The sequence below is a fragment of the Calidifontibacillus oryziterrae genome (genome assembly GCF_000331575.1).
GTDB classification, from domain to species: domain Bacteria; phylum Bacillota; class Bacilli; order Bacillales; family Bacillaceae_J; genus Calidifontibacillus_A; species Calidifontibacillus_A oryziterrae.
This window is the reverse complement of sequence record NZ_ANOK01000006.1, coordinates 117,726-140,227: the sequence shown is the minus strand read 5'-3', so window position 1 is coordinate 140,227 and position 22,502 is coordinate 117,726. Positions and strand designations below refer to the sequence as shown.

24 protein-coding genes are annotated in these 22,502 nt (G+C 36.2%); 6 read left to right on the top strand and 18 right to left on the bottom strand.

Translation table 11 applies throughout. The features are described from left to right. Positions 1 to 66: 66 nt before the first annotated feature. A complete protein-coding gene (locus tag D612_RS0106465) occupies positions 67 to 918 on the top strand; it encodes a protein-glutamine gamma-glutamyltransferase (protein WP_017754679.1) in 852 nt (283 codons plus the stop codon). A gap of 92 nt (positions 919 to 1,010) precedes the next feature. Continuing rightward, positions 1,011 to 1,193, top strand: coding sequence for a YjcZ family sporulation protein (locus tag D612_RS0106460; protein WP_017754678.1), 183 nt, complete (start codon positions 1,011 to 1,013; stop codon positions 1,191 to 1,193). Positions 1,194 to 1,277: 84 nt separating this feature from the next. On the opposite strand, the gene nspC is transcribed toward D612_RS0106460, so the two are convergent. The 3 genes from nspC to D612_RS0106445 all read right to left on the bottom strand — a co-directional run bounded on the left by nspC (position 1,278) and on the right by D612_RS0106445 (position 4,957). Beyond that, on the bottom strand, positions 1,278 to 2,516 hold the full coding sequence (gene nspC / locus D612_RS17990) for a carboxynorspermidine decarboxylase (protein WP_017754677.1): 1,239 nt from the start codon (positions 2,514 to 2,516) through the stop codon (positions 1,278 to 1,280). Position 2,517: 1 nt separating this feature from the next. After that, a complete protein-coding gene (locus tag D612_RS0106450) occupies positions 2,518 to 3,771 on the bottom strand; it encodes a saccharopine dehydrogenase family protein (protein ID WP_017754676.1) in 1,254 nt (417 codons plus the stop codon). A 658-nt stretch (positions 3,772 to 4,429) separates the two neighbouring features. Further along, positions 4,430 to 4,957, bottom strand: a complete 528-nt coding sequence (locus tag D612_RS0106445) for a phosphatidylglycerophosphatase A family protein (protein WP_017754675.1) — start codon at positions 4,955 to 4,957, stop codon at positions 4,430 to 4,432. 237 nt (positions 4,958 to 5,194) lie between these two features. On the opposite strand from D612_RS0106445, the gene D612_RS0106440 reads away from it, so the two are divergent. Beyond that, positions 5,195 to 5,713 (top strand): 2'-5' RNA ligase family protein, encoded by a 519-nt coding sequence (locus tag D612_RS0106440; protein WP_017754674.1) that lies wholly within the window; start codon positions 5,195 to 5,197, stop codon positions 5,711 to 5,713. 139 nt (positions 5,714 to 5,852) lie between these two features. After that, positions 5,853 to 6,539: a DUF421 domain-containing protein gene (locus D612_RS0106435; protein ID WP_017754673.1), complete on the top strand. Its 687-nt coding sequence runs from the start codon at positions 5,853 to 5,855 to the stop codon at positions 6,537 to 6,539. A 21-nt stretch (positions 6,540 to 6,560) separates the two neighbouring features. On the opposite strand, the gene csaA is transcribed toward D612_RS0106435, so the two are convergent. The 11 genes from csaA to D612_RS0106375 all read right to left on the bottom strand — a co-directional run bounded on the left by csaA (position 6,561) and on the right by D612_RS0106375 (position 15,017). Continuing rightward, positions 6,561 to 6,893 carry a chaperone CsaA gene (csaA, locus tag D612_RS0106430; RefSeq protein WP_017754672.1) on the bottom strand — a complete coding sequence of 111 codons (333 nt, stop codon included), beginning with the start codon at positions 6,891 to 6,893 and terminating at the stop codon, positions 6,561 to 6,563. 15 nt (positions 6,894 to 6,908) lie between these two features. Continuing rightward, the gene (locus D612_RS19735) at positions 6,909 to 7,202 is read right to left on the bottom strand and encodes a hypothetical protein (protein ID WP_017754671.1); all 294 of its coding nucleotides are present in this window, start codon (positions 7,200 to 7,202) and stop codon (positions 6,909 to 6,911) included. 198 nt (positions 7,203 to 7,400) lie between these two features. After that, entirely contained in the window at positions 7,401 to 7,931 is a 531-nt protein-coding gene (locus D612_RS0106420; protein ID WP_017754670.1) for a chromate transporter, read from the bottom strand. Then, positions 7,928 to 8,503: a chromate transporter gene (locus D612_RS0106415; protein ID WP_017754669.1), complete on the bottom strand. Its 576-nt coding sequence runs from the start codon at positions 8,501 to 8,503 to the stop codon at positions 7,928 to 7,930. The genes D612_RS0106420 and D612_RS0106415 overlap by 4 nt, the downstream gene beginning before the upstream one ends. A 187-nt stretch (positions 8,504 to 8,690) precedes the next feature. Further along, on the bottom strand, positions 8,691 to 10,709 hold the full coding sequence (locus D612_RS0106410) for a FapA family protein (protein ID WP_017754668.1): 2,019 nt from the start codon (positions 10,707 to 10,709) through the stop codon (positions 8,691 to 8,693). A gap of 379 nt (positions 10,710 to 11,088) precedes the next feature. After that, the gene (locus D612_RS0106400; RefSeq protein WP_017754666.1) at positions 11,089 to 11,451 is read right to left on the bottom strand and encodes a DUF1360 domain-containing protein; all 363 of its coding nucleotides are present in this window, start codon (positions 11,449 to 11,451) and stop codon (positions 11,089 to 11,091) included. A 90-nt stretch (positions 11,452 to 11,541) separates the two neighbouring features. Next, a complete protein-coding gene (locus tag D612_RS19230; RefSeq protein WP_017754665.1) occupies positions 11,542 to 12,039 on the bottom strand; it encodes a hypothetical protein in 498 nt (165 codons plus the stop codon). 104 nt (positions 12,040 to 12,143) lie between these two features. Continuing rightward, positions 12,144 to 12,860, bottom strand: coding sequence for a peptidoglycan recognition protein family protein (locus D612_RS0106390; protein WP_017754664.1), 717 nt, complete (start codon positions 12,858 to 12,860; stop codon positions 12,144 to 12,146). Then, a complete protein-coding gene (locus D612_RS0106385; RefSeq protein WP_017754663.1) occupies positions 12,838 to 13,047 on the bottom strand; it encodes a hypothetical protein in 210 nt (69 codons plus the stop codon). The genes D612_RS0106390 and D612_RS0106385 overlap by 23 nt, the downstream gene beginning before the upstream one ends. A 205-nt stretch (positions 13,048 to 13,252) precedes the next feature. Continuing rightward, positions 13,253 to 13,681: a CotY/CotZ family spore coat protein gene (locus D612_RS17980; RefSeq protein WP_017754662.1), complete on the bottom strand. Its 429-nt coding sequence runs from the start codon at positions 13,679 to 13,681 to the stop codon at positions 13,253 to 13,255. 112 nt (positions 13,682 to 13,793) lie between these two features. Continuing rightward, complete coding sequence (locus tag D612_RS0106375) at positions 13,794 to 15,017, bottom strand: ATP-grasp domain-containing protein (protein ID WP_017754661.1); 1,224 nt, start codon at positions 15,015 to 15,017, stop codon at positions 13,794 to 13,796. Positions 15,018 to 15,276: 259 nt separating this feature from the next. Between D612_RS0106375 and D612_RS0106370 the strand changes: the two genes are divergently transcribed. Together D612_RS0106370 and D612_RS0106365 are read left to right on the top strand one after the other, a co-directional pair. After that, entirely contained in the window at positions 15,277 to 15,936 is a 660-nt protein-coding gene (locus tag D612_RS0106370) for a CotY/CotZ family spore coat protein (protein ID WP_017754660.1), read from the top strand. A gap of 165 nt (positions 15,937 to 16,101) precedes the next feature. Then, positions 16,102 to 16,617, top strand: coding sequence for a CotY/CotZ family spore coat protein (locus D612_RS0106365; protein ID WP_017754659.1), 516 nt, complete (start codon positions 16,102 to 16,104; stop codon positions 16,615 to 16,617). Positions 16,618 to 16,810: 193 nt separating this feature from the next. Here D612_RS0106365 and D612_RS18665 read toward each other — a convergent pair whose 3' ends face one another. The 4 genes from D612_RS18665 to mgtE all read right to left on the bottom strand — a co-directional run bounded on the left by D612_RS18665 (position 16,811) and on the right by mgtE (position 22,388). Then, entirely contained in the window at positions 16,811 to 17,854 is a 1,044-nt protein-coding gene (locus D612_RS18665) for a CotO family spore coat protein (protein WP_161603221.1), read from the bottom strand. Positions 17,855 to 18,197: 343 nt separating this feature from the next. Then, a complete protein-coding gene (fabI, locus tag D612_RS0106355) occupies positions 18,198 to 18,971 on the bottom strand; it encodes an enoyl-ACP reductase FabI (RefSeq protein WP_017754657.1) in 774 nt (257 codons plus the stop codon). 168 nt (positions 18,972 to 19,139) lie between these two features. Continuing rightward, positions 19,140 to 20,987, bottom strand: coding sequence for a monovalent cation:proton antiporter family protein (locus tag D612_RS0106350; RefSeq protein WP_017754656.1), 1,848 nt, complete (start codon positions 20,985 to 20,987; stop codon positions 19,140 to 19,142). A gap of 36 nt (positions 20,988 to 21,023) precedes the next feature. Further along, the gene (gene mgtE, locus D612_RS0106345) at positions 21,024 to 22,388 is read right to left on the bottom strand and encodes a magnesium transporter (RefSeq protein ID WP_017754655.1); all 1,365 of its coding nucleotides are present in this window, start codon (positions 22,386 to 22,388) and stop codon (positions 21,024 to 21,026) included. Between the last annotated feature and the right edge of the window lie 114 nt (positions 22,389 to 22,502).

Sequence of the window (22,502 nt, the reverse complement as noted above, 5' to 3'; positions counted from 1 at the left end):
TTACTAACATTATTAACGCAAATCGAAAATACGATAGATATAGAGAAAGGTGAAATGGGGGATTGGATGATACAAATATCAGGGGTTCCGTTTCAAAATAAAATCGAAAAGCTGGAGCTTGGCAATATTGAAAAAACAATCATTCATCATATGCAAGAAGCACCAGTTCATTTTTCATATTATTCCATCAATGAATTATTGTTTGAACTCAAAGTTCGAAAGAACATCATAGAAAGTGCATTAGAGATGAATCAAGGTGAAGCTCGATTTACAAGCTTTGAATATGCCCGTTGCAATCCTAAATATTGGTATTTAACAACAGCCGGTGGATTCCTGTTAAAGCCTAATGTTAAACCTTCTGATGCGATTCTGGATATTTATAAGAACAGTTCACGATATGCATTTGAATGTGCAACTGCATCTGTAATCATCTTTTATTATGCCGTACTGTATAGCATTGGCATCCGATTATTTAATTCTCTGTTTCAAAATCTATATCTTTACAGTTGGCATACTGATCCCGATCTAGCTATATACACCTTTTATTCCAATCATTTTTTACCAGGTGATGTTGTTTACTTTAATAATCCGGACTTTAATCCAAAAACACCATGGTTTCGAGGAGTTAATGCTGTTCTTCTTAACGACGGGAAATATTTTGGACATGGATTTTCAATAAGGACTTCTGAACAAATGATTCAAATTCTTAATGAAAAAAGAAAGCCGTGGGGTAATCAATCATCTTATTTAACAAGTTTAGTGACAAGGCCTTCATTTAACCATTTAGTTAGATTGGCAAATCTAGAGAGAACTTATCGTGTTTTTAAAAATCAGCTTCCTGTTGTGCACCATAACAAATGCTCCATATCCTATGTACAATACATTAATTTTTTATTACAGCCCTTCATTAAGCCCTGACAGTAACCCATTTTTTTTGTAGACGGGCTCTAATTTTCCCTTTGCGAGTATTATATAGTGATAGAAATACTAACACGAAAGGAAGTGTGAAAATGCATGCTAACGTAAACGCACCTCCTACTCTTGGTGCAAACATTCCACCAATGCCTACTTTTACCGCTCCTGCTTTTACTTATGGATATCCTACAAATCGTTACGATGATTTTATCTTGATTGTAGTCTTGTTTATTTTATTAATCATTGTAGGTGCATGTGGCTTTAACTTTTATAAATAATAGTAAATAAAAAAGGCGCAAGCGCCCTGATTCAAAAAAGACGATTCTAGCGCTTCCAAATAAAGCACTAAAATCGTCTCTTAATTACATACCCCTATTCACTTGTGAAACTTCATGCTGCCGTTTCAAAGCAGTCTCCCCTTGCTTCGAAGGAAACATTACAACTGTACCTTTGTTCCCGTGATTTATACTATAGTCTGCTAGTCTCATTTTAAAATCTTGATAACCAAATTCACGAACAATTTGGCAATCGCCATTTTTCTTTTGAACTGCGATAGTTGGTAATGGCATTCCGTTAAAAGTAGTGTTTTTCACCATTGTATAGATTGCCATGTCACCAAAAACAAGGCGATCACCACTCTCCAACGGCTTATCAAACGAATAATCCCCGATTGTATCGCCTGAAAGACACGTTTGTCCACCAAGTCGGTACGTATATGGCTTCTCTCCAGCTTCCCCAGCGCCAATAAGCGGTGGACGATAAGGCATTTCTAGCACATCAGGCATATGACAAGAAGCAGATGTATCAAGAATTGCGATATCCATTCCATTTTGAAGCGTATCTAGTACCGTGGTGACTAAGTAGCCAGCATTTAATGCAATCGCTTCACCTGGTTCAAGATAAACTTCTAACCCGTATTTCTCCTGCATTCGTTTAATACATTTTTCTAGTAATGAAATATCATAATCTTCTCTTGTAATATGATGACCACCACCGAAATTTATCCATTCCAGTTGTGAAAGCCACGGGCCAAACTTCTCTTCAACCTCTTCTAATGTCTTTGCCAAGTCGTCTGAGTTCTGTTGACAAAGCGTGTGGAAGTGAAAGCCAGAAACACCTTTTAGTAAGTCTGGACGGAAATGTCCAACTGTTACACCAAACCTTGATCCTACAGCACATGGGTTATAAATATCATGTCCAACCTGGGTAGAGCATTCAGGATTGATGCGGAGTCCGAACTTTTTCCCCGCTTTTAATACTTTGTCACCAAATTTCTCAATCTGTGAGAAAGAGTTGAAAATGATATGATCACAATAGCCAATAATTTCATCAATTTCATCTTCGCGATAGGCAGGAGCAAACACATGGTTTTCTTTGCCCATCTCCTCATAGCCTAGGCGAGCCTCATATAGCCCGCTTGCTGCTGTGCCACTCAAATATTTCCCTATCAACGGATATAGCGAATACATAGAAAATGCTTTCTGAGCTAAAATAATCTTAGCACCAGTTCGTTTCATAACTCCGTTTAGAATCTTGAGATTCTTTTCCAAAAGACCTTCATCTACGACATAACAGGGCGTTGGTAATTGTTCAAACCGCATCTTAACCCACAAGCTCCGCTTCTAAAGAATCTGAAGAATCTTCATCCTCTGGAAGTTCATCGACAAGCACTGGGTTAAAATCTTCCTTCCATGGAAGTCCCCATTTGTTCAATGCTTCCATGAATGGGTCTGGATCAAATTCTTCAATATTGTAAACGCCTGGTTTGTTCCACTTTCCAGTTAATATCATCATCGCACCAATCATTGCAGGAACGCCTGTAGTATAAGAAATTGCCTGTGAGCCCACTTCTTTGTAGCATTCTTGGTGATCACAAACATTGTAAACATAGTAAGTTTTATCTTGACCGTCTTTTTTACCTTTAAATATACAGCCAATATTTGTTTTTCCCACTGTTCTTGGGCCAAGTGAAGCTGGGTCAGGTAAGACTGCTTTCAAAAACTGAAGCGGAATAATTTGTTTTCCTTCAAATTCAATCGGCTCAATTGAAGTCATGCCCACATTTTCAAGACATTTTAGGTGAGTTAAGTAACTTTGGCCAAAAGTCATGAAGAAACGAATTCGCTTAAGTCCAGGGATGTTTTGAGCAAGTGATTCAAGCTCTTCATGATATAGCAAGTACATATCCTTCTCGCCAACTTCATCGAAGCTATATACACGTTTTATTTCCATTGGCTTTGTTTCGATCCATTCCCCATTCTCCCAATATCTTCCGTTTGCAGAAACTTCACGAATATTGATCTCCGGGTTGAAATTAGTAGCAAACGGATAACCATGATCGCCACCGTTGCAATCAAGAATGTCAATATACTCAATTTCATCAAAATAATGCTTAAGTGCATATGCAGAGAATACACCTGTAACACCAGGATCAAAGCCGCTTCCTAAAAGAGCCGTTATACCAGCCTTTTCAAAACGTTCACGATAGTCCCATTGCCATTTATATTCAAATTTTGCAGTATCTTCTGGCTCATAATTTGCAGTATCTAAATAATGTGTTTTTGTTGCAAGACAAGCATCCATAATCGTTAAATCTTGATACGGTAAAGCAAGATTCATCACGATATCTGGTTTTACTTCTTCAATTAAAGCGATTAACTCGTCTACATTATTTGCATCAACTTGCGCAGTCGTAATTTTTGTTTTTCCACCATCAAGTTTTGCTTTTAGCGCATCACATTTTGATTTTGTCCGACTTGCAATACATATTTCCTCAAAAACCTCACTGTTTTGAACACATTTGTGAATAGCTACAGAAGCAACTCCGCCGCAACCAATAATTAACGCTTTTCCCATTTTTCTCATCTCCCTTTAGATTTTTATATTTTTTCAAACTTATTAAATTTCCGACAAACTTTACATGTTATACCTTTGTTCGTACGTTATTCGGTTGATATTTTGACAAAACAAAAAAGCAAGTGAATAACGCACATTTGCGCACCACTTGCTTTGACATACTTCTACTATTAAGAACAACTAAGTTCACCAAGTCAAAATTCGACAAAATTCGTATGTATTCATTGAACACGATACAAAGTTGTTTGATGGATAGCCCTTAATATTCAAATATATCATTTCAGGTTCAGAGTCTATATAGCAAATAATTACTTTTACCACTCTTATTGACCGTTTCACAAGTTGTGTGCAAATTGCACTGGTTGTAAAGTAACCAACTTATAAAATTTGAGCTTTTAACTCAATCAATAAGGCAACGAAAGTTGCCAATCGGCATTTGACCCGGCACACCGTTGCCTTAACTTTCCTTAAATCAAAGCGGAAAGTGGTCAAAAATTATCTGCTTGGAAAGACTCATGACTTTGAATATCTGCTTTCCATTTGTAATAACTCCATTATAGTATCAACATTTCTTAAAAATATCAAGAGAAAAAAATAAAGTAATAAAAAAAATTTTTTCAAGCCACAATTTAGAACCAATCCAGTTTAAGTGATTGTTCTATTTGCTTTCAAGATCAACGACCAACTCTTCCAGATCACGTTGTTTATGCGCAATTCGAGAGGCAGCACATGCAGCTACACTCGCAACAAGATCATCTAAAAACGTATGAACACCCGCACCACTTTTCGTATCCAGCTTCTTAATAATTCCAATTTTTCGCTTGTCTAAATGTCCATATGTTGTAACAGCGATACTACCATACGTTAAAACAGCGCCTAATCCAATCGTTTCATCAATCCCAAATAACCCTTCATCTGATTCTACAATCGTCTGTAAGGGCTCCGATAAAAGCTTTTTCTCTGCCAATCTATCCAACTCAATTCCTACAAGAATCGCATGTTGAATTTCTCGTTTTGCTAAAACCGCCTCAACTGATTCGGTACAATCTTCTATTGTTAAATTATGATTATACGGTAATTGCATTTCATAAACAATTTCTGCAATTTCTTTCACTGAAACACCGCGCTCCTCAAGAAGGTTTACCGTTGCTTTTTTAACCTCGCGGCTATGAATTCTCGTGTACATTCTTACGTCAATCTCCTCTCTTATGCCAAACATACATTTTATTATAACATGTCGATTTTTGGAAATGTAATAAAAATACTTTTACATAATCTTGAGTAAAAAATGGTAATCATATGAATAACATAAATAATACTAGTGATCATTCTTCACAGTTCACAAAGTATAAAAATATTATAATATTTGTTATAATGAAAAAAATTGTACTAAAGGTCGAAAACCACCAAGGAGGCACAACCTATGAAATATGGTATCGTAATATTTCCGTCAAAAAAGCTCCAAGATTTTGCGAATTCCTATCGGAAGCGCTATGATCCTCATTATTCATTAATACCACCACATGTCACTTTAGTTCCTACCTTTGAAGCAGATGAAGATAAAATTAAACAAACCATTAAAAATCTGCATGAAATAGCAAAAAACAACTCACCATTCACTTTGGAAATTTATAAAGTAAAAACTTTTCATCCTTCAAGTAATAAAATTTATTTAGCTATCAAAAAAGAAGAGAAGCTTACAAACCTAGCTGAAAATCTAAATAAAGAAATTTTTAAAAATAATAACTTTGCAGAAAGCTATGTGCCACATATTACAATTGGACAAAAGCTTTCCAACCCTGAGCATTCCGATATCGTCGGTCAGCTTACGATGATGGACGTTACTCATTCAGATTCAATTGATCGCTTTCATTTACTTTACCAATTAGATAATGACCAATGGACGACATACGAAACATTCCATTTAGGGGAAGACTATTAATATAAATGAGGCGACCTTACGGTCGCTATTTTTGTCTGTCGATTTTATACCTCCCATATTAACTTAAAAAGGTTAGGTTATATTTTTTTCGCAGATGTACATGCTATACAAGTGATTATATCAATTGTAGGTGAATAGCATGGAATATTTGGAATTAGCAACCGAACTGGTTGTAGGTTTTATAGCATTATTTATTCTTACCAAAATCTTAGGGAAAACACAAATTACCCAAATTACCGCCTTCGATTTTATTTCGGCACTAGTATTGGGTGAACTTGTAGGGAATGCCATATATGATGAAAAGATTAATATTACAAAAATCTTGTTTGCAATTGCTTTATGGGGCATTTTAATCTATGTATTAGAAATCATTACGCAGAAATTTAGAAGGTCAAGAAAGTTATTAGAAGGGGAGCCTTCGATCGTTATTCGCAAAGGAAAAATCCAAAGGGATGTATTAAAGAAAAATAAATTAGATATTAATCAACTCCAACACCTTTTACGTGCAAAAAATGCTTTCTCCATACAAGATGTTGAATTTGCCATCCTAGAAACTGATGGCCAAGTTAGTGTTTTAAAAACCTCTGAAGCGGCAAACCCTAGCCGGAAGGATTTGCATTTACCGCAGCAAAATGTCATTCTCCCAGTAACAATAATTACTGACGGAGAGCTAATTAGTGAGAACTTAAAATCGATTGGCCGTAATGAAAACTGGCTTGACCAGCAAATAAAATCCCATGGGGCTGAAAGTATACGTGAAGTTTTGTATGCAGAATACAAACAAGGAGAGTCCCTGTATATTCAAAAATATGAAAAGGCGCGGTAAGCTCCCTACCGCGCCAGTTTATTAGGCAATTGGTGATCCATTTGGTATCTCTATATCAGGCCGAAGTAAAACGACATCTCCTTTTTCTGGAACCCCACCTAGAACTAATACCTCGGAATTAAAGCCCGCAATTCGGCGAGGTGGAAAGTTCACGACTCCAACTACTTGACGACCAATTAACTCATCCGCTTTATACCTTTTTGTAATTTGCGCACTAGTTTGTTTTACGCCAATTTCTGCTCCAAAGTCAATCTTCATCTTAATTGCTGGAATTCTCGCTTCAGGAAAAGGCTCTGCAGTTAAAACTGTCCCAACTCGAATATCTAATTTCAGAAAATCATCAATCGTTGCCATTTAGTAACTCCCTTTTCAAATTACTTCGTTAAAAAGCGTTCCCTTACCAGTCAGCTCTGCTAAATCTTTTTCGTCAAGGTCGTCTCGCTCGAAACCAGTCGTTTCGACCCTTTCAATTTCCTTACTATTACCATCCTGTAGCTGTTTGATTTCCTCATACTTGTCCTCATAGTTCGTTTTACCCTTAAGCTTCGTACGAATGGTAACCCTTTGAACAGGAGCAAGTTTAAAACCAGATGTGTCTTTTCGAATTGTACGATTTGCATATTGAGTATATTGCTCGTGATTTAACGGTAAAATATAGCCCATGACTTCCACCTCCTTGTGGAATAAGAAAAGTTATCTTGACTATAGCATCCTTGCCAAAAGTATCTTTTTATCATGCTGCTACCTATAATCTCTATCTACCCTTTATATCGGCAAAATAAACCAATTATATAGCTAATCCTCATAAAAATAAAAAAATTACAAATCACACCTGAGATAATGTGAAATCATTCCGTTGTTTCAGCCTAAGAATATCGCTCCGTATACGAGTGCGGCTACAATTACATAAGCGGGATGTATTTTTAATTTTTGCAAAAAAACATAACTTAAAATAATTAATAGAACAGTTTGGAATGTTCCCGAACCTTCATAAGACGTGGCAAAAAAACGAAACGACATTAATCCTAACAGTATGGCAATTGTTGGTCGTATTAACACCGTCATCTGCTTAACCTTTTGCGAATCTTTAAATTTATATAATACACTTAAGAGCGCAATCATTAGAATAAGGGATGGTGCTACTGTTGCAAACACTCCAACAATTGCCCCCAAAATACCACCTTCTACATATCCAATATATCCTGCCATTTTTGTTGCAATTGGTCCAGGTAGAGCATTCCCTAACGCTAGTACTTCACTAAATTCGTGAACGGTTAACCATCCATAATGATGGACAACTTCATTTTCAACTAAAGGGATAGAAGCAGGACCGCCACCATAGCCAACGATTCCCGGAATAAAGAAAGCAAGGAAAATTTGCCAGTATATCATACCCGACCTCCACCTTCCTTTTTCTGTTTTTGCTTTTGGTTATGAGAAGGATTAAAAATTGCAAACAGCAATAGTGCTGCGATCACAATACCCGGATGAAGGTGTAAATATTCCAGCAAAAATAGCGTCAAAAGTGTTAACGCAATGGTTCGCATCCAGCCAAGATCGACGGAAGCCTTCGAAAAAAAATCCCATGTTAACACCGCCAACATCACACCTACGACAGGAACAACTGCCTTCGTCATCCCGGCAACCCATGATTGATCTCTCAAAGATGAAAGTGAAGTCAATAAGATAATCATAAGCAAAATAGTAGGTATAATTGATGCACAAACAGCATTTATCATGCCAAAGACGCCTCCAACTCGATATCCAATGTAGCCTGCAATCTTCGTCGCAATTGGTCCGGGCAGCGTATTAGCTAGCGCTATAATGTCTGAAAACTCATCATCAGTAAGCCAACGATATTTTTTTACAACCTCATTATGTACGAGTGGAATTGATGAAGGTCCGCCCCCATAGCCGAGTAGGCCGACACGTGAAAATGCCATAAATAGTTGCCCTTGCACCATTTTACGTTCATCCTCTTTGGAATTATTGTTATCATTTTTTTAGCAGTAACTTAAAGGTTGATACAGAGGGAATTGTATCCGTTTATTATATCATATTTCCATAGCCTAATATGAACATACATAGGGCCACTAACCAAGAAGGCCAGAGCTTGAATTACAAGCCCTGGCCCTGAGCCTTAGATAAAATTTAGTGTACTACTACGATTCCTGCTTCATCAAGTCTTGCGACAACATGTGTCATATCCTTCGTAAACGTATATTTCTTCTTACCAATTTGAACAGTAGTATCAGCTAAAGCATTTTTAATTTTAATGGATTGATCATGCGGAACGCTAATTAAAGTTGGTGTCCCACCCTTACTTCCAACCTCATCAATTTCCGCACCTTGACCAGCAAACACTTGTCCACCGCGAATAAATCCGTGAACCTCTAACGTTCCTTGTGCATAAATATTTGAGTTATAGCACCCTTGTTTATTTACAATTACATCACCAGATGAATAAATTTCACTATTCATTGCAGAAGGTAACACGATAGAAGCACCATGTTCAGCAGGAATGTTCGATGCCTCAATTAATTGTTCAACTTTATGAACTAGCTTTCCATAATCGTCAATTGACAAAAGAGCACTTGGATCCATCATTATAAAGCAATCATGGAGGTCTTTAATAATTGATTGCCAAGCACCATTAAGCATTTCTATATCATCTTTTACAGCAATGATAAATTGGCGTATTTCTTTAACAAGTGCTGAATATTTCGTTTGTATCAGTACCTTTACTAATCGCATAATCCCTGTCTGTAAATCAACATTTGCAAACGAAGGATTTTTACTAATTTGGTGGAGATCATTATTCATTGCTACGAGTTGTTCATGAATGTTCGTTAACTCGTTTATTTTTTCAATGATAATTTTATTGCTATTTCCTGCAATAATTTCACTTGATATAACATTACTATAAAGAAGAACTGACTGCCCTGCATTAATCTTAGCCTTACTAGTAGTCCCTCTAATTTCTATATTACCCGATGCCGTAATGCTCATATTTTCGTCAACATTTCCACTAACAGTAATGTCACCATGGAACTTCAAATTACCAGATGCGAGATTGACGTCACCTTTATGGTCAAATTTCGGAACAACATCAACAATTACACTTGTGCCACGTTTCTCAATAGATGGTCTACCTATTGAGGTTGAAACAAGAGTTTTTTCATCATTCTCTTTAAACGAAGCTCCTGGTCCAAGATTAACTTGAATAGGGTGAACAGGCTTTGGCGGGATTTCTTCTCCAGTAATAGCTTTCCCTGGTGTTCCTTCCTCTGGTTCATGAATGATAGCTATTACAATCCCTTCATCAACTGAAGGAATATCCCTTCCTTCGCGATAATCGATTGTTCCATCCTCACGTTCTTTAAATCTCTTCCCTTCATTTATTTCAACCTTATACTCTAACCATCCATTTTTCCCTTCAATTGGTTTTTCACCTATTGCAATTACAAATTCTGCTTTTTCTCTTGATTTACATGCAGCTTCTATTTGTTCTTCGAGAATGCCAAAAACGATTGATAAATCTTTTAGTTTGGCATGGACTTCTTCACGAGTTAATGTAAGATTAATCTCACGGGATTCGACAGTATCTAAAAATAGTTCCTTTGCAGGTCTTTTATCTTTTAGAGAATAGGTGAGCCTAAAACCAGGTTCTACCTTAATCTTGGCTTCTAACTTATCCTTACTTTGTTCAATCACCCATTTTGTTGGGGTTTCTTCTGTTTTAAATTCAATTGATATTTCATCTTTTTGCAAGATTGAGATTTTTTCCTCTTTAACGAGTTCACTATTTTTATATAGAAGAACTGTTCGCGGAATGTGGATAATAAGTTCACCTTCATCAGGGTCAACACAATGAATCATACCACCTTTTACCCAAACCTTCCCTTTTACATTGTCTGTTGTTTCAATCGTATTCTCGGTTTCTTTCGTTTCAATATTAGTAAATGTATGATCCACGTCAGTTAATTGTGTTTGTGACTCAACCTTTTTTGTAATTCGAACCTCAGCAGGCTTAGAGCCTATTTTTAATAGTCCCTTTCGTCCTTCCTCAAGAACTTCAATTGAAGCATCATCCTTCGTTAAACCAAGTTTTTGTAATCCTATTTCAATTGCTTCTTCAACTGTTTTCCCTGTAAAAATATTGGCATCCATTTTATCTCCACCTCCTGATCAATATTCCTAGTATTTTGTTTGAAATCGTTTGCAGTATATACTTTTTTAAAAGTCAATTTGATTATTAGAGTAGTATAATATTTATATACTACTTTAAATTAATTATATCGTTTAATAGCTTGTCCCTCAATAAATAGTTAGTCCTATATAACAAAAAAAAGCTCAGGGAGCTTTAATTTTACATGTATCATTTTCTTTTCCCACAGCCGCAGCCACTTTTTTTCTTAGCTATGCTTGTTTTTCTTTTCGTTTGCGTTTGTGAGGCTTTTTTCACTTTTTTCAACATATTAAAACCTCCATCTCTATTACTATAAACAGTATATTCTTAACGGGAAAGTATGGTTACGGCTAGCACTGTCTAATTTTCTGAATCGATCATTTTTTGCAGGAGAGCTTCAAAAAACGAAGCACTCCCAGCTATAGCTAAAATTATGATGACTGGTGAACTGTAAATCGGAAGAAAAAAATAGCCACAATATAAAATAATTGCACACCAAATTCCGGTACACCAATAACAACTTAACAATTCCCCGAAGATTTTTCGTAAGCCTTTTCCTCTCACTTCAAAGTATGTTTCAATTGTCCCATCGTCAAGGATAATTTCATATTCGTGATGGAAGGGCTTTCGGATAACGGAAGCAAGCTTGTCGTAAACAAAAAATCTTGTTAATCGAAATGTTGCTAAACAAATTAAAATAAAATCTAGTACACTGCTAATCATTTGAACCTACTCCTTTTATATAGCTTATACCCTATGAAAAGACGGCCATTCATAACTGAATAGCCGCCTTTTATACTACTAATTCGATAGTTAGAAGAAAATTGGGAAATAGAAGCCGCCAATTGTGTAAAAAGGAAAACGACGTCTTCTAAATCGACGGAAACGACGCGGATAACCAAAACCATAGCCACCAAAACCGCCATAGCCTCCAAACCCTGGACCGACTCCAAATCTTTCATCAATTTCATCTTCATCTTCTCTTGTATCTCCATCTGGAACAAGCATATACATATTATCCTCATCTGTTCCTTCTACAATTCCTTCATGTTGCATTCCGTCAGATGTTTGTACTCCTACAAGATGGTGCATATGTCTCTTACAGAAATCCTTCCAGTTTGTTTCTGTCCCCATAGGTACTCCCGGCATTTGACCAGCACCCATCATTCCCGGCTGCATCGCTTGATCATATGGCAGTGGTTGCCCGTAAGACGCCGGCTGCCCGTACATAGGTTGTTGAATATACGGCATTGTTCCAGCATAGGGAGCTTGTTGTCCATAAGGCATTTGTGGGTTCATATAATAATTCATTTTTTCTCCTCCTTGTGCAAATTCAATTCTATGATATTCAAACTAACAAATTTGGTTCATTGTCCATAACAGAAAACATGCTATTAGCCAAATGGAGGGCTCCCTTATTTTCTAGTAATCAATTCGTTACTTGATTGTAGATATTTTCGGTAAAATCTCTTAATTACTAATGCTTCTGCCCATAAGGGTAAACTTGCTTCTATATCCTTTTTCCACTCTTCAGAAGAAAGAAGACCTTCTTGATAGAACCAATCAATATAATCCTTTTTCCACTTAGGTGAATCTATAAATCCCTGGGAGTCTGGTAAACTTGCTCTTCCTGCCTTTACTTGCTCTAAAAACCAATCCTTAGTTATCCCTGTGCCCGGACATGTTTTACTTGAATACTCCCGATGGAAGATAATGTTATCCAACTTTAAATTAAATTTAGAGATGATTAATCTTACAGCCCCGATTATTGCCTCTAATTGTTTGCCCTCTAGCTGTTCCTCTCCTTTATCAAAGTTACCAATAATTTCAAACATAACTCCACCTTTATTATGTCCGCTTATCCCTGCAGGATCACTCTCTAACGAACGCCCGTCCCAAATAAGGCCATCTGGTGCCACGCTAAAATGTTGGCCAATATCATGCCATCCTCGTGTTTGAGTATGATAGCGCCACATCCCAACAATTGTTGCTTCACCACGATAATCAATTTTCCGAGGCTTCCAAGTATGATGAATTTGAATATGGGTAATCTTGCGATTTATACTTATAGATTGAATGAACGACTGAAATTGTAACAACGTATACGATTTAAAGGTTTGTTGATCTTCCATTTTCTGCTCCACCTCTTAATTTTTGAAATAAGCGATTATATACTGCTGCTTGTGCCCATAATGGCAGAGGTTGATCAATTTTTGACTTCCAATTCTCATCAGAGAGTAACCCTTCTGCAAAAAGCCATTCGACCGCACTTTTTTTCCACTCTGCTGTACCAACTGGATAACCAGATTTTTCTGTCATCTTTTTTCTCCTTTCTTATTGTTTCTTCCTCATATTAGAAATATATGATTCTCCCCTAAAAGTGACTGGACAAGCGTAATCATAAAAAAGATGTTGATGTTGATGTTGATTTATTATGGTCATCCTAGAACCACACAAAAAACCTTAGCAGTTCACTTCACTAAGGTTTTGGTGGTTCGATAAAAAGGAATTCAATTGGAAATCGCTAGCATTTTGGTTCAATAATAGGGAGTGGACGGTTGACAAGGATTGGTGAAAGCGGGCTTATGGCACAAAAGCATCGCAAATCAACAACAACACAGCATTTCGTTTTTATTAACGAGTAGATTTTGTCACAGTCTTCAACTTGACACCCATCCATATCAACTGCCTTAAGTAGTGACAAAACTGCACAACACCCTTTAAGATTAAGCTTTTCCAAACGAAAGAAAGAGGTTTTAATACACTCCTCTCCAGTAATACAGAAAGTTGTAAAAGCCTGGCCGCATCCATTATCACCAAATAGCATAAAAGGTATCGTATCTGGTTTAGGTGGCATATGAATAAATTGAAACTCCTTTTCATTCTCTGACATATAGTTTTGTTCCATTAATAGCTTTTCCATTGCCGAACAAATATTCATCTTTTTTTCCATTACTAGCTCACCCCTCCCATTGTAAATGGAAATTGTTACAATATCTTATTTTTATTGTATAGCGGAATGTGTACAATGGTGTGGGTATTTCAATTTTAATTTTGCTACACATCTAAAATGCTTCTAAATAAAATTTTATATGGCGTGCAGCTCTTAAAGCATTTTCCCTTGCCTCTTCGGAAGTTTTTCCAGTTGCCATAACGTACCCATAACGGTGCCCCATTGTCGTCGGCGGTGTCAGCATATCGCCTATGGAAGGCTTTATATAAACCTCTTTTACGCCTATCTCATTAATTGCATGGTTCGTACCTGCAACTTTTAACAACCTACCGGTGGATCCTATTGTAATATAATGGGTAAAAATATGTTTCTCAAACTTTCTTTCCAAATTAGGAGCATTTCCTGTATATAGCTTAATGGTTTCTTCAACCAGATTAATTCCAAAAGCTTCTTCAATCATCCGATTCATTGCTCCACCGGAAATTCTGGGATTTATCTCAATTAACATCCATTTCCCGTTAATATGCCTGAATTCAAAATGGCATCCACCATTTTCAAGCTTTATATCCTCAATAATTGAATGGACAGAATCCTCTAATGTATTGAATAATTCCTTCTCCAACTCCACTCGGATTTCGTACCCGGTAATAATAAACGCTGTCTTTTTCGTAATTTCTTGCTTAACAATTGCGATAATATTTACTTTCCCTTTACTTACTACTACCTCTACTAAGTATTGAGGACCTATTAAATATTCCTCTACTAATATTTTTTCAGTCGGATAGGTTTTCAATAACCGTCGCATCATCTTTTCCATTTCAATTTTATTCTCAGCTAAATAAACATCTCTCGAAGCCTTTGAAAAGGGTGATTTTAATATAATTGGGAAATGATCATGATAGTTGTCTACGAAAGATACTAGTTGCCCTTTCGGATCGTAAATATGAAACTTTGGTGTAGCACTATTATATTTCAGTGTCTCGCGGGTTAATGTTTTATCCTCCATTTTTTCGATTGCTGAAACAGAAAGGTCTGTTCCACAAAATTCGTTGGATAATTTTGCTGCTTTTGAAACAAATGGATCAATTAAACTAATTACTGTTTGGATCACTCTACCTTGTTGTTGAAGCTTCCTTATTTCTTCACTTATTCCTTCTACAGTTATGGTATCTAGATGTATCATTTTATTAACCTCTGGAAATTCCTCCGGTTGAGTAACAAATCTTTTGTTTTCCGTTATTAAGACAGTAAAGAAACATAAACGGTGAGCCGCCTTTAAAGCTTCCCTACTCGAACCTGATTTTGTTGTTTCAACAAAGACAATGGTTTTTGTCATTTGTTTGATCAATCCTCTTAAAATATTTGAGTTCATGAAATCTATAGGTACTCTTTTTATCATTATGCTGAAAGTCTCATTTATGTATGGGCAGTTTAATTAATTGCATCGATAACCTGAACGTTACTTTATTATTTTTACATACCCATATTTATAATGAAGTAGACAACTCCCCATACATGTACGAACTAATTACATATTCTAGTAAGTGACAACAAGTGAAAATGGTCAAATCATTTATAAAGGAGGAACTTAATTTATGAAGAGAAAAAACAGTGATTTTGATCAATTCATTGATGATCACCATCACGATTATTTCTTTGAAGACGACGATCATCATGATCATGAACACGAGCACGAGCACGATCACGAGCATGATGATGATATCCATTGTGTCTGCAAAGTTGTCCGAAAAATCCACAAAGCTCAATTAGCAGCAGAAGAACGACGTAACGATTGTTGTAAAGTAAGCTGCGAAAGATCCATTCAGCAGCTCCTTTCTCCAAAAAAGTTTGCACCAGTAGCAAATACAATCCCTTTTAGTTTAGAATGCGGATGTAAATCATGTAACAATTCACCGTTCCTCGGGAAAGCACCACTATATGGTAAGAACGGAAAGTTTTGTCTTATCTTTAGTCCATTCTTTAAGGTCAAAAAAATAAAGGACGATTGTTGTGCTGTATTGGAATTATTATGGCCTACCTGTAATGGTGAACCCTTTGCAGGCAAATTTACAGGTGATCACAAAAAATCATTCCCATGCTTCGACTTTAATGGTTTTATTGAAACAGGCGCATGCATAACAGTTGACCTTGAATGTTTCTGCGGTATCTCTTGTCACCAACCAACTATGACGGAAAACGCTACAGCTTCACAAATACACGATATTTTAAAAGCTCATAAGTGTACGTCTAAATAAATCACCCGAATCTTATACCCCTTTTTTCTATTATTAAATCGCTCCTTATCCTAATTTAATTGTCAAAAAATTAGACGAATACCCACACAATACATTAACCCACACATATTCTGTTAGAGACGAAAGTCATAAAATATAAATTTATAAAAAGGAGAGATTGAGGGTATGAGTTGTGGAAAAGGGGACCATCATCATCATAGTGGGAATTGCGTTTGTGATGTTGTAAGAGCTATCGCCGATGCACAAAACGAAGTTGTAGAAAATTGTTGCGATGTAAGTTGCGAAAATTCAATTGAAAGCTTATTAGATCCTAGTGCAGCAAACAATTTAAATACAGTTCCATTTATTCTTTATGGAAAGAAATTAAAACCTTTTAAAGGTTTTGGCGTAGATTTCCAAACACCAATGAATTTCAATGAACAAGTATTCCAATGTATTGAAAGCTTTATTTTCCGCGTAAAAACAGTTGATGATGATTGCTGTGCAGTTCTAGAGCTTCTAACCTTTGAGGAAACAAATGGTAATGGTAATGGTGATGCAGAACCAATGGAATTTGACGATCCATGCGAGCAAATTAATAACGAAAATTTAGCTGATCTTACAGCCACTGGAATTTGCCTTACAGTTGATCTAACATGCTTCTGTGCTATTACTTGTTTACCAGCTGTTTCTTTATCGTAAGGATCTGTTATCGATTAATGGTGGGAGTAACAAGCTGTAACACAATGCTAATAAAGGAGACTACCAAACAAACGTAGTCTCCTTTATTGTTTTTCATATATATTTTGATATAAGATCACACCTTTCCAGCTTAAAATTGTAAAAAAAAAGACTACAAATGTAATCCTCGGGAGTTAGTTTCTATTCCTCAGGGTTAAAAACTTTTACGATTGATCGAAATGATATCCTCTATTTTTAAGCTAAGTTTATTTGGCTTTTTCTTTTGAAAAATGTGAACAATCCCGTCAGCATATCCGATAACAATACCATGATACTTCTCTTCTTTTGTCTCGAATTCACATTTGATTTTTGGCACCCCAGGTGGTAAATGAAGCAAATATTCCACTTTTTCTTCCATTGAAAGTTCTTTGAAACGTTTTGTGACTGTTGCTTTTCCTTCCACCACCTCGGCTTGTTGCATATTGGTATTTTGCAAGGATGGTTCCTGTTTTTCATGTTTTTGTATATATTCTTGGTTTTGGTTCGTTTCTTGACGCTCATTTTCAATGGTATCCGAAGCCATAGCTGTTGAATCGTTTGTCTCCTTTACTTTTTTCAAATTGGGGTTTGCAGCTAACAACGCTAAAGGATTGATGCTTTTATGCTTTATCTCTTTACGTTTATTTGAAGCTTTAATTCCTTTTTCAAAACTTGATTTAATACCGTATGCTACAATTTTTTTTCTTTTTGCTTTTTTTTCTTCAACCTTAGCAAGATCATCATTTAGATCATGGTTAGATAATACTTTCGGAGCTATATTGTTTTCGACCTTAATCGGACTTTTACCTATAGGTTCTTCGGCTTGCAACGGTTTTTCAATTTTATTTCCAAAATGCATAGGTTTATCAAAAAAGGCTAGCTTATTTTCGTTAGGCTTTTCATCCATTTTAATCTCAATTGGAGCAATTTTTTCTTCGATTTTATTTTCAATTGGTGCTAACTTTTCTTCGATATTATTTTCAATTGGTGTTAGTTTTTCTTCGATTTGCTTCGGATTTTCGTCCAGCATGCTTTCGATTGATGTTTTTTTTTCACGGTCATTACTTTCAACTTCTGAGACGACAGGCTGTTTTTCAATTACATGTGTCTTTGGCCTTACTATACACATCTCCTGCATTTTTGGTTTTACTTCTCCAAAGACAGGCTGTGATATATACAAAAGTGGACTATTTACAGTAGCAGCAATTTTTTTCTCCATATTCATCCCCTCCCTCCTTCAAGTCATCTCTTACTTATCTTATGCAACACCTTAGGTAATGTGCCTACAAAAAAGGCGCAAGCGCCCCGCTTAGCGACGTATAAACTAAGAGCGCATCGATCGAGATAAAGGAAACACGACTAGGGACGAGTCGATATTGACTTATCGCAAAAGAGATGAGCGAAGTTTACTAGTCGCTGGGCGCTGGAGCTGGATTCCAAAGCGCAAAATTATATACTTTTTTATCTTTTACAAAAAAAACGCTTGAAAAGAAGCGTTTTTGCTCTCCGATCATCGTTCATGATATATAATCCGGATTTTTTGTCCCTCATACAACTATATTTTAATAGCCGATAATATGATACCCTGAATCGACATGAATGTTTTCTCCCGTTACACCTCTTGAAAGGTCGCTAAATAAGTATAGAGCTGTATCCCCAACCTCTTCCTGGGTTGTAGTTCGACGTAAAGGTGCTTTTTCTTCAATTTCTTTCAAGATAACATTAAAATCACTTACACCTTTTGCAGATAACGTCCGGATTGGTCCAGCTGAAATCGAATTGACACGAATGCCATACTTGCCAAGGTCCGATGCCAAGTATTTAACACTTGCATCGAGAGAGGCTTTTGCAACACCCATCACATTATAATTGGTCATCACACGTTCGCCGCCCAAATACGTTAATGTTACGATACTTCTGCCTTCAGTCATTAAATCTTTTGCAACCTTTGCAATAGCTGTTAAAGAATAAGAACTAATGTTGTGTGCTAATAAAAAGCCGTCCCTTGTTGTATTCATGTATTCACCTTTAAGCTCCTCTGTTTTGGCGAATGCAATACAATGAGCGAGACCGTGGATTGTACCTATTTCATCCTTTATTTGCTTGAATGCTCTTTCTATATCTTCATCACTTGTTACGTCACATGGCAATACTATGGAATCTTTTCGATTCAATGTATCTGCTAGCTCCCGCACACTCTTTTCTAGGCGCTCACCTGCATATGTAAAAACTAATCTAGCACCTGCTTTATCTAAGGCCTGAGCAATCCCCCATGCTATACTACGCTTGTTTGCAACACCCATCACCACATATGTACGTTCTTTTAAAGATAACATTTCTAGTTCCCCCTTAAATTAAAATTATTTAATATTTTTTAGTATATGATATTAGTACCTAGTGCTATAATTTGATTATATCATAATTTTTCACTTTTCTAAAGGTTGTGTAAACGTACACTGTTGATTTTTTTAATAGAAAATCGTTTTTTCTATTAGCCCCCTTATTTAGCACCACTCACAATACTCAAATAATTTTCGCAATTGTTCAACATATTCCCTTGATCCTGTTACAATTAAGCGATCATTTAGTTTTAATTCCGTATCACCATGAGGAACAATTGAGTCCTTCCCCCTAAACACACGGACAATAATGACGTCTCCTGTAAACGGAAATTTGCGTAGCATTATACCATGATATTTATGGTTATTCATATTGATTTCATATAGGGCGCTTTCTTCTTTAGTTAGTAGCGTTAATACACTCGGCGATTCGATCAGTGCTTTTAGGAGGATATTTGCAGACAAGATGACTGAAATGACCTCAATGTTATAATTTCGAAGTTGTTTTTCAATATCAGGTGTTTCCGCTCGAGCAATGATCCGTTCAATCCCATGCTGCTCCTTCGCGTAAATCGCAATTGTTGCATTCGTTTGTTCATCACCAGTTGATACAACAAGAATATCTACATTAAAAACTTTTTGTCTTTCTAGATTCTCGACCGCATAGCTGTCAACTTCTTGAATGTGAAACAATGACGTAGATTGTTGCTTATCAATTTTGTCTTGTCTTGTATGATAAATAAAGGTTTCATAATGGTCGTCTTCTAGCTCTCTTGAAACAGATAATGTCAAAGTGTTTGCGCCAATAAACGCTACTTTCTCCCGATGAGTTGTAATCGCATGTTTTGGAAAGATCTTCTTAAAAATGATCGGCGAAATAATACATGAAATTACTGCAACTAAAATTAAAGCACCAGAAACCTCATTAGAAATCATCTCCATCCGTTCACCTATTGTTGCAGCAGCAATAACTAATGATAAAGTGGATGTTAGAATGAAGCCTGATGCAAATACTGTTTTCCAGTCATACCATTTCCTCAAAACTAAAGCGGGAAGTAGCTTAGATAAGTATAATGCAATTAGTAAAAGAGGCATTAACAGCAACACTTTTTCATCTCTAAAGAGTGCCCAGATATCTAACTCTACACCGATCATAACGAAAAATATCGGGATTAAAAACCCATAACCAAATGAATCTAATTTATGTACCATTTCGGGGTTTGGAGATAATAGTGATACTAAAACTCCCGCTAAAAACGCACCTAATATATTTTCCGCACCAACTGATTCAGATAATGCTACTAATAAAATAATCAGTGTAAATATTGCTCTCGTATCAATTTGAATCGTTCCCTTAGACATCGTTTCAATAAAAGATAGCTGTCGGAAACGCTTTCCAAGAAAGTATAAAAAGACACCTACACCAAATAAAACTAATAAAAGCCACATGTTTCCATGTTCTTCACCATATAACGAAACAAAGACTGCAAGAAGCACCATCGTGACTAAGTCTGCAATTACTGCAACTAATAAAATGGTTTGCCCAATGGTAGTTTTCATAATTTGGGCTTCCTTTAATGTGGGAACGACAACACCAAGTGAAATCGTCGAAATAATTAATGTCATTAACATTGCATTATCGATAAAGCCAAACCATACAAATACAAGTGATAAAAGATAAGATATAACTAAAATACCGAAAAAGTAGACTGAGGCAATAAGAAAAGCGTTAGGTGTATGTCCGTTTCTTTTCTTACCGCCTGCAAATGCTGAGAAATCAATTTCAAGGCCACTTAAAAACATGAGGAATATAAAACCTAAAAGGGAAAGAGTTTCAAGCCACATATCAGGTTGTACAAGCTCGAAACCACTTTTCCCTAGTATTAATCCAACAATGATCTCCGCAACGACTACTGGAATAATATTCATCTTAAAGCGATGTAAAAAAATCGGGGTAAGAAATGCTGCTAAAATGACTATAACAAGTGATGTAACTGCAACATGACCTTCCATCAATCGACCCCCTTTATATTGCTTTCATAAAGTTTATCATATTAAATAATTCATGAGGAATGTTGCTAAACCGAAATAAATTAAAATACTAATAATATCATTTATTGTTGTAATAAAAGGGCCGGATGCAACCGCTGGATCGATCTTAAAACGATGCATAACTAATGGTACAACAGCTCCCGCGAATGTTGATACTGTAACAGTAAGAAAAATCGAAATACCAACTAGAAGACCTAAGGCAAAATTATGTTGCCATACATTTACAGTGATCATTACTAATATTCCACATATTAAGCCAACTATGATTCCTGTTCCAATTTCTTTTTTCAATATCCGAAATGTTCCGGTTTGGCCAATATCACCTGTTGCAATCCCACGAACTGCGACTGCTAATGCTTGTGTTCCAGTATTTCCAGCCATGCCAGCAATTAAAGGAATAAAAACTGCCAATATCGATAATTGACTTAAAGCTGACTCGAAACGACCAATTAAACTTGCAGTAAACATCCCTAAAAAAAGTAGGATAATTAGCCATGGTAATCGTTTTCTAGCTGCAGATATAGATGAATAATCAGAGCTATCAATTTCAGGGACACCAGCTAGTTTTGAGTAGTCATCTGATGCTTCTTCTTCCATAACATCAATGATATCATCAACAGTAATAATCCCAAGTAAATGTCTTTGAAAATCAACCACCGGAAGAGCTAGGAAATCGTAATCCTTCATCATTTTCGCAACATTTTCCTGGTCTTCACTAACTGAAACTGAAACCACACGATCATTCATTGCTTCTGAAATAAGTTTATCTTCATCGGATATTATTAAATCACGCAAGGAGATAACACCTACAAGCCGTTCCTCATCATCAGTTACGTATAGATAATAAATGGTTTCTGCATCAGGTGCTTCTGTTTTTAAAATTTTCATCGCATTTCGTACAGTTTGATTTGCAGAAATTGACACGAATTCAGTTGTCATAATACTACCAGCTGTTTTTTCCTCATAATGAAGCAAGTCTTTGATTTCTTGTGCTGCCTCATTATCCATAATTGTTAAATAGCTGACAACCTGATCTTTTTGAAGCTCATTTAAGACATCTACCGCGTCATCCGCATACATTTCTGCAAGCATATCTGCTGCATACGCTGGTTCCATATCATGCAAAATATCCTCTTGCTCTTCTACGTCAATATTATGAAACAATTCAGCCATTTCAGCAGGCGTTAAATAGGAATTAATTAATATCCTAACATCCTTTTCCTGCTTAACATAGAATTTTGCTTGATCATATGGATGGAATTCAAGGAATTCTTGCCGAAAAAGATCAATATCCTTTTTTTGAATTGCATCAAAAACAAAAGCTTCGAATTGCTCATCCATTCTTTTTTTTAGATCTGACATGCGGGTGTCCCCCCTTTAGGGATTTTTTACAGTTTTTATAGTTAAATAGTATATATAAGGCCTTTTTAATCGTAAATTGCCACATATTATTTGTCAAACAGATTCTGGTGGTTT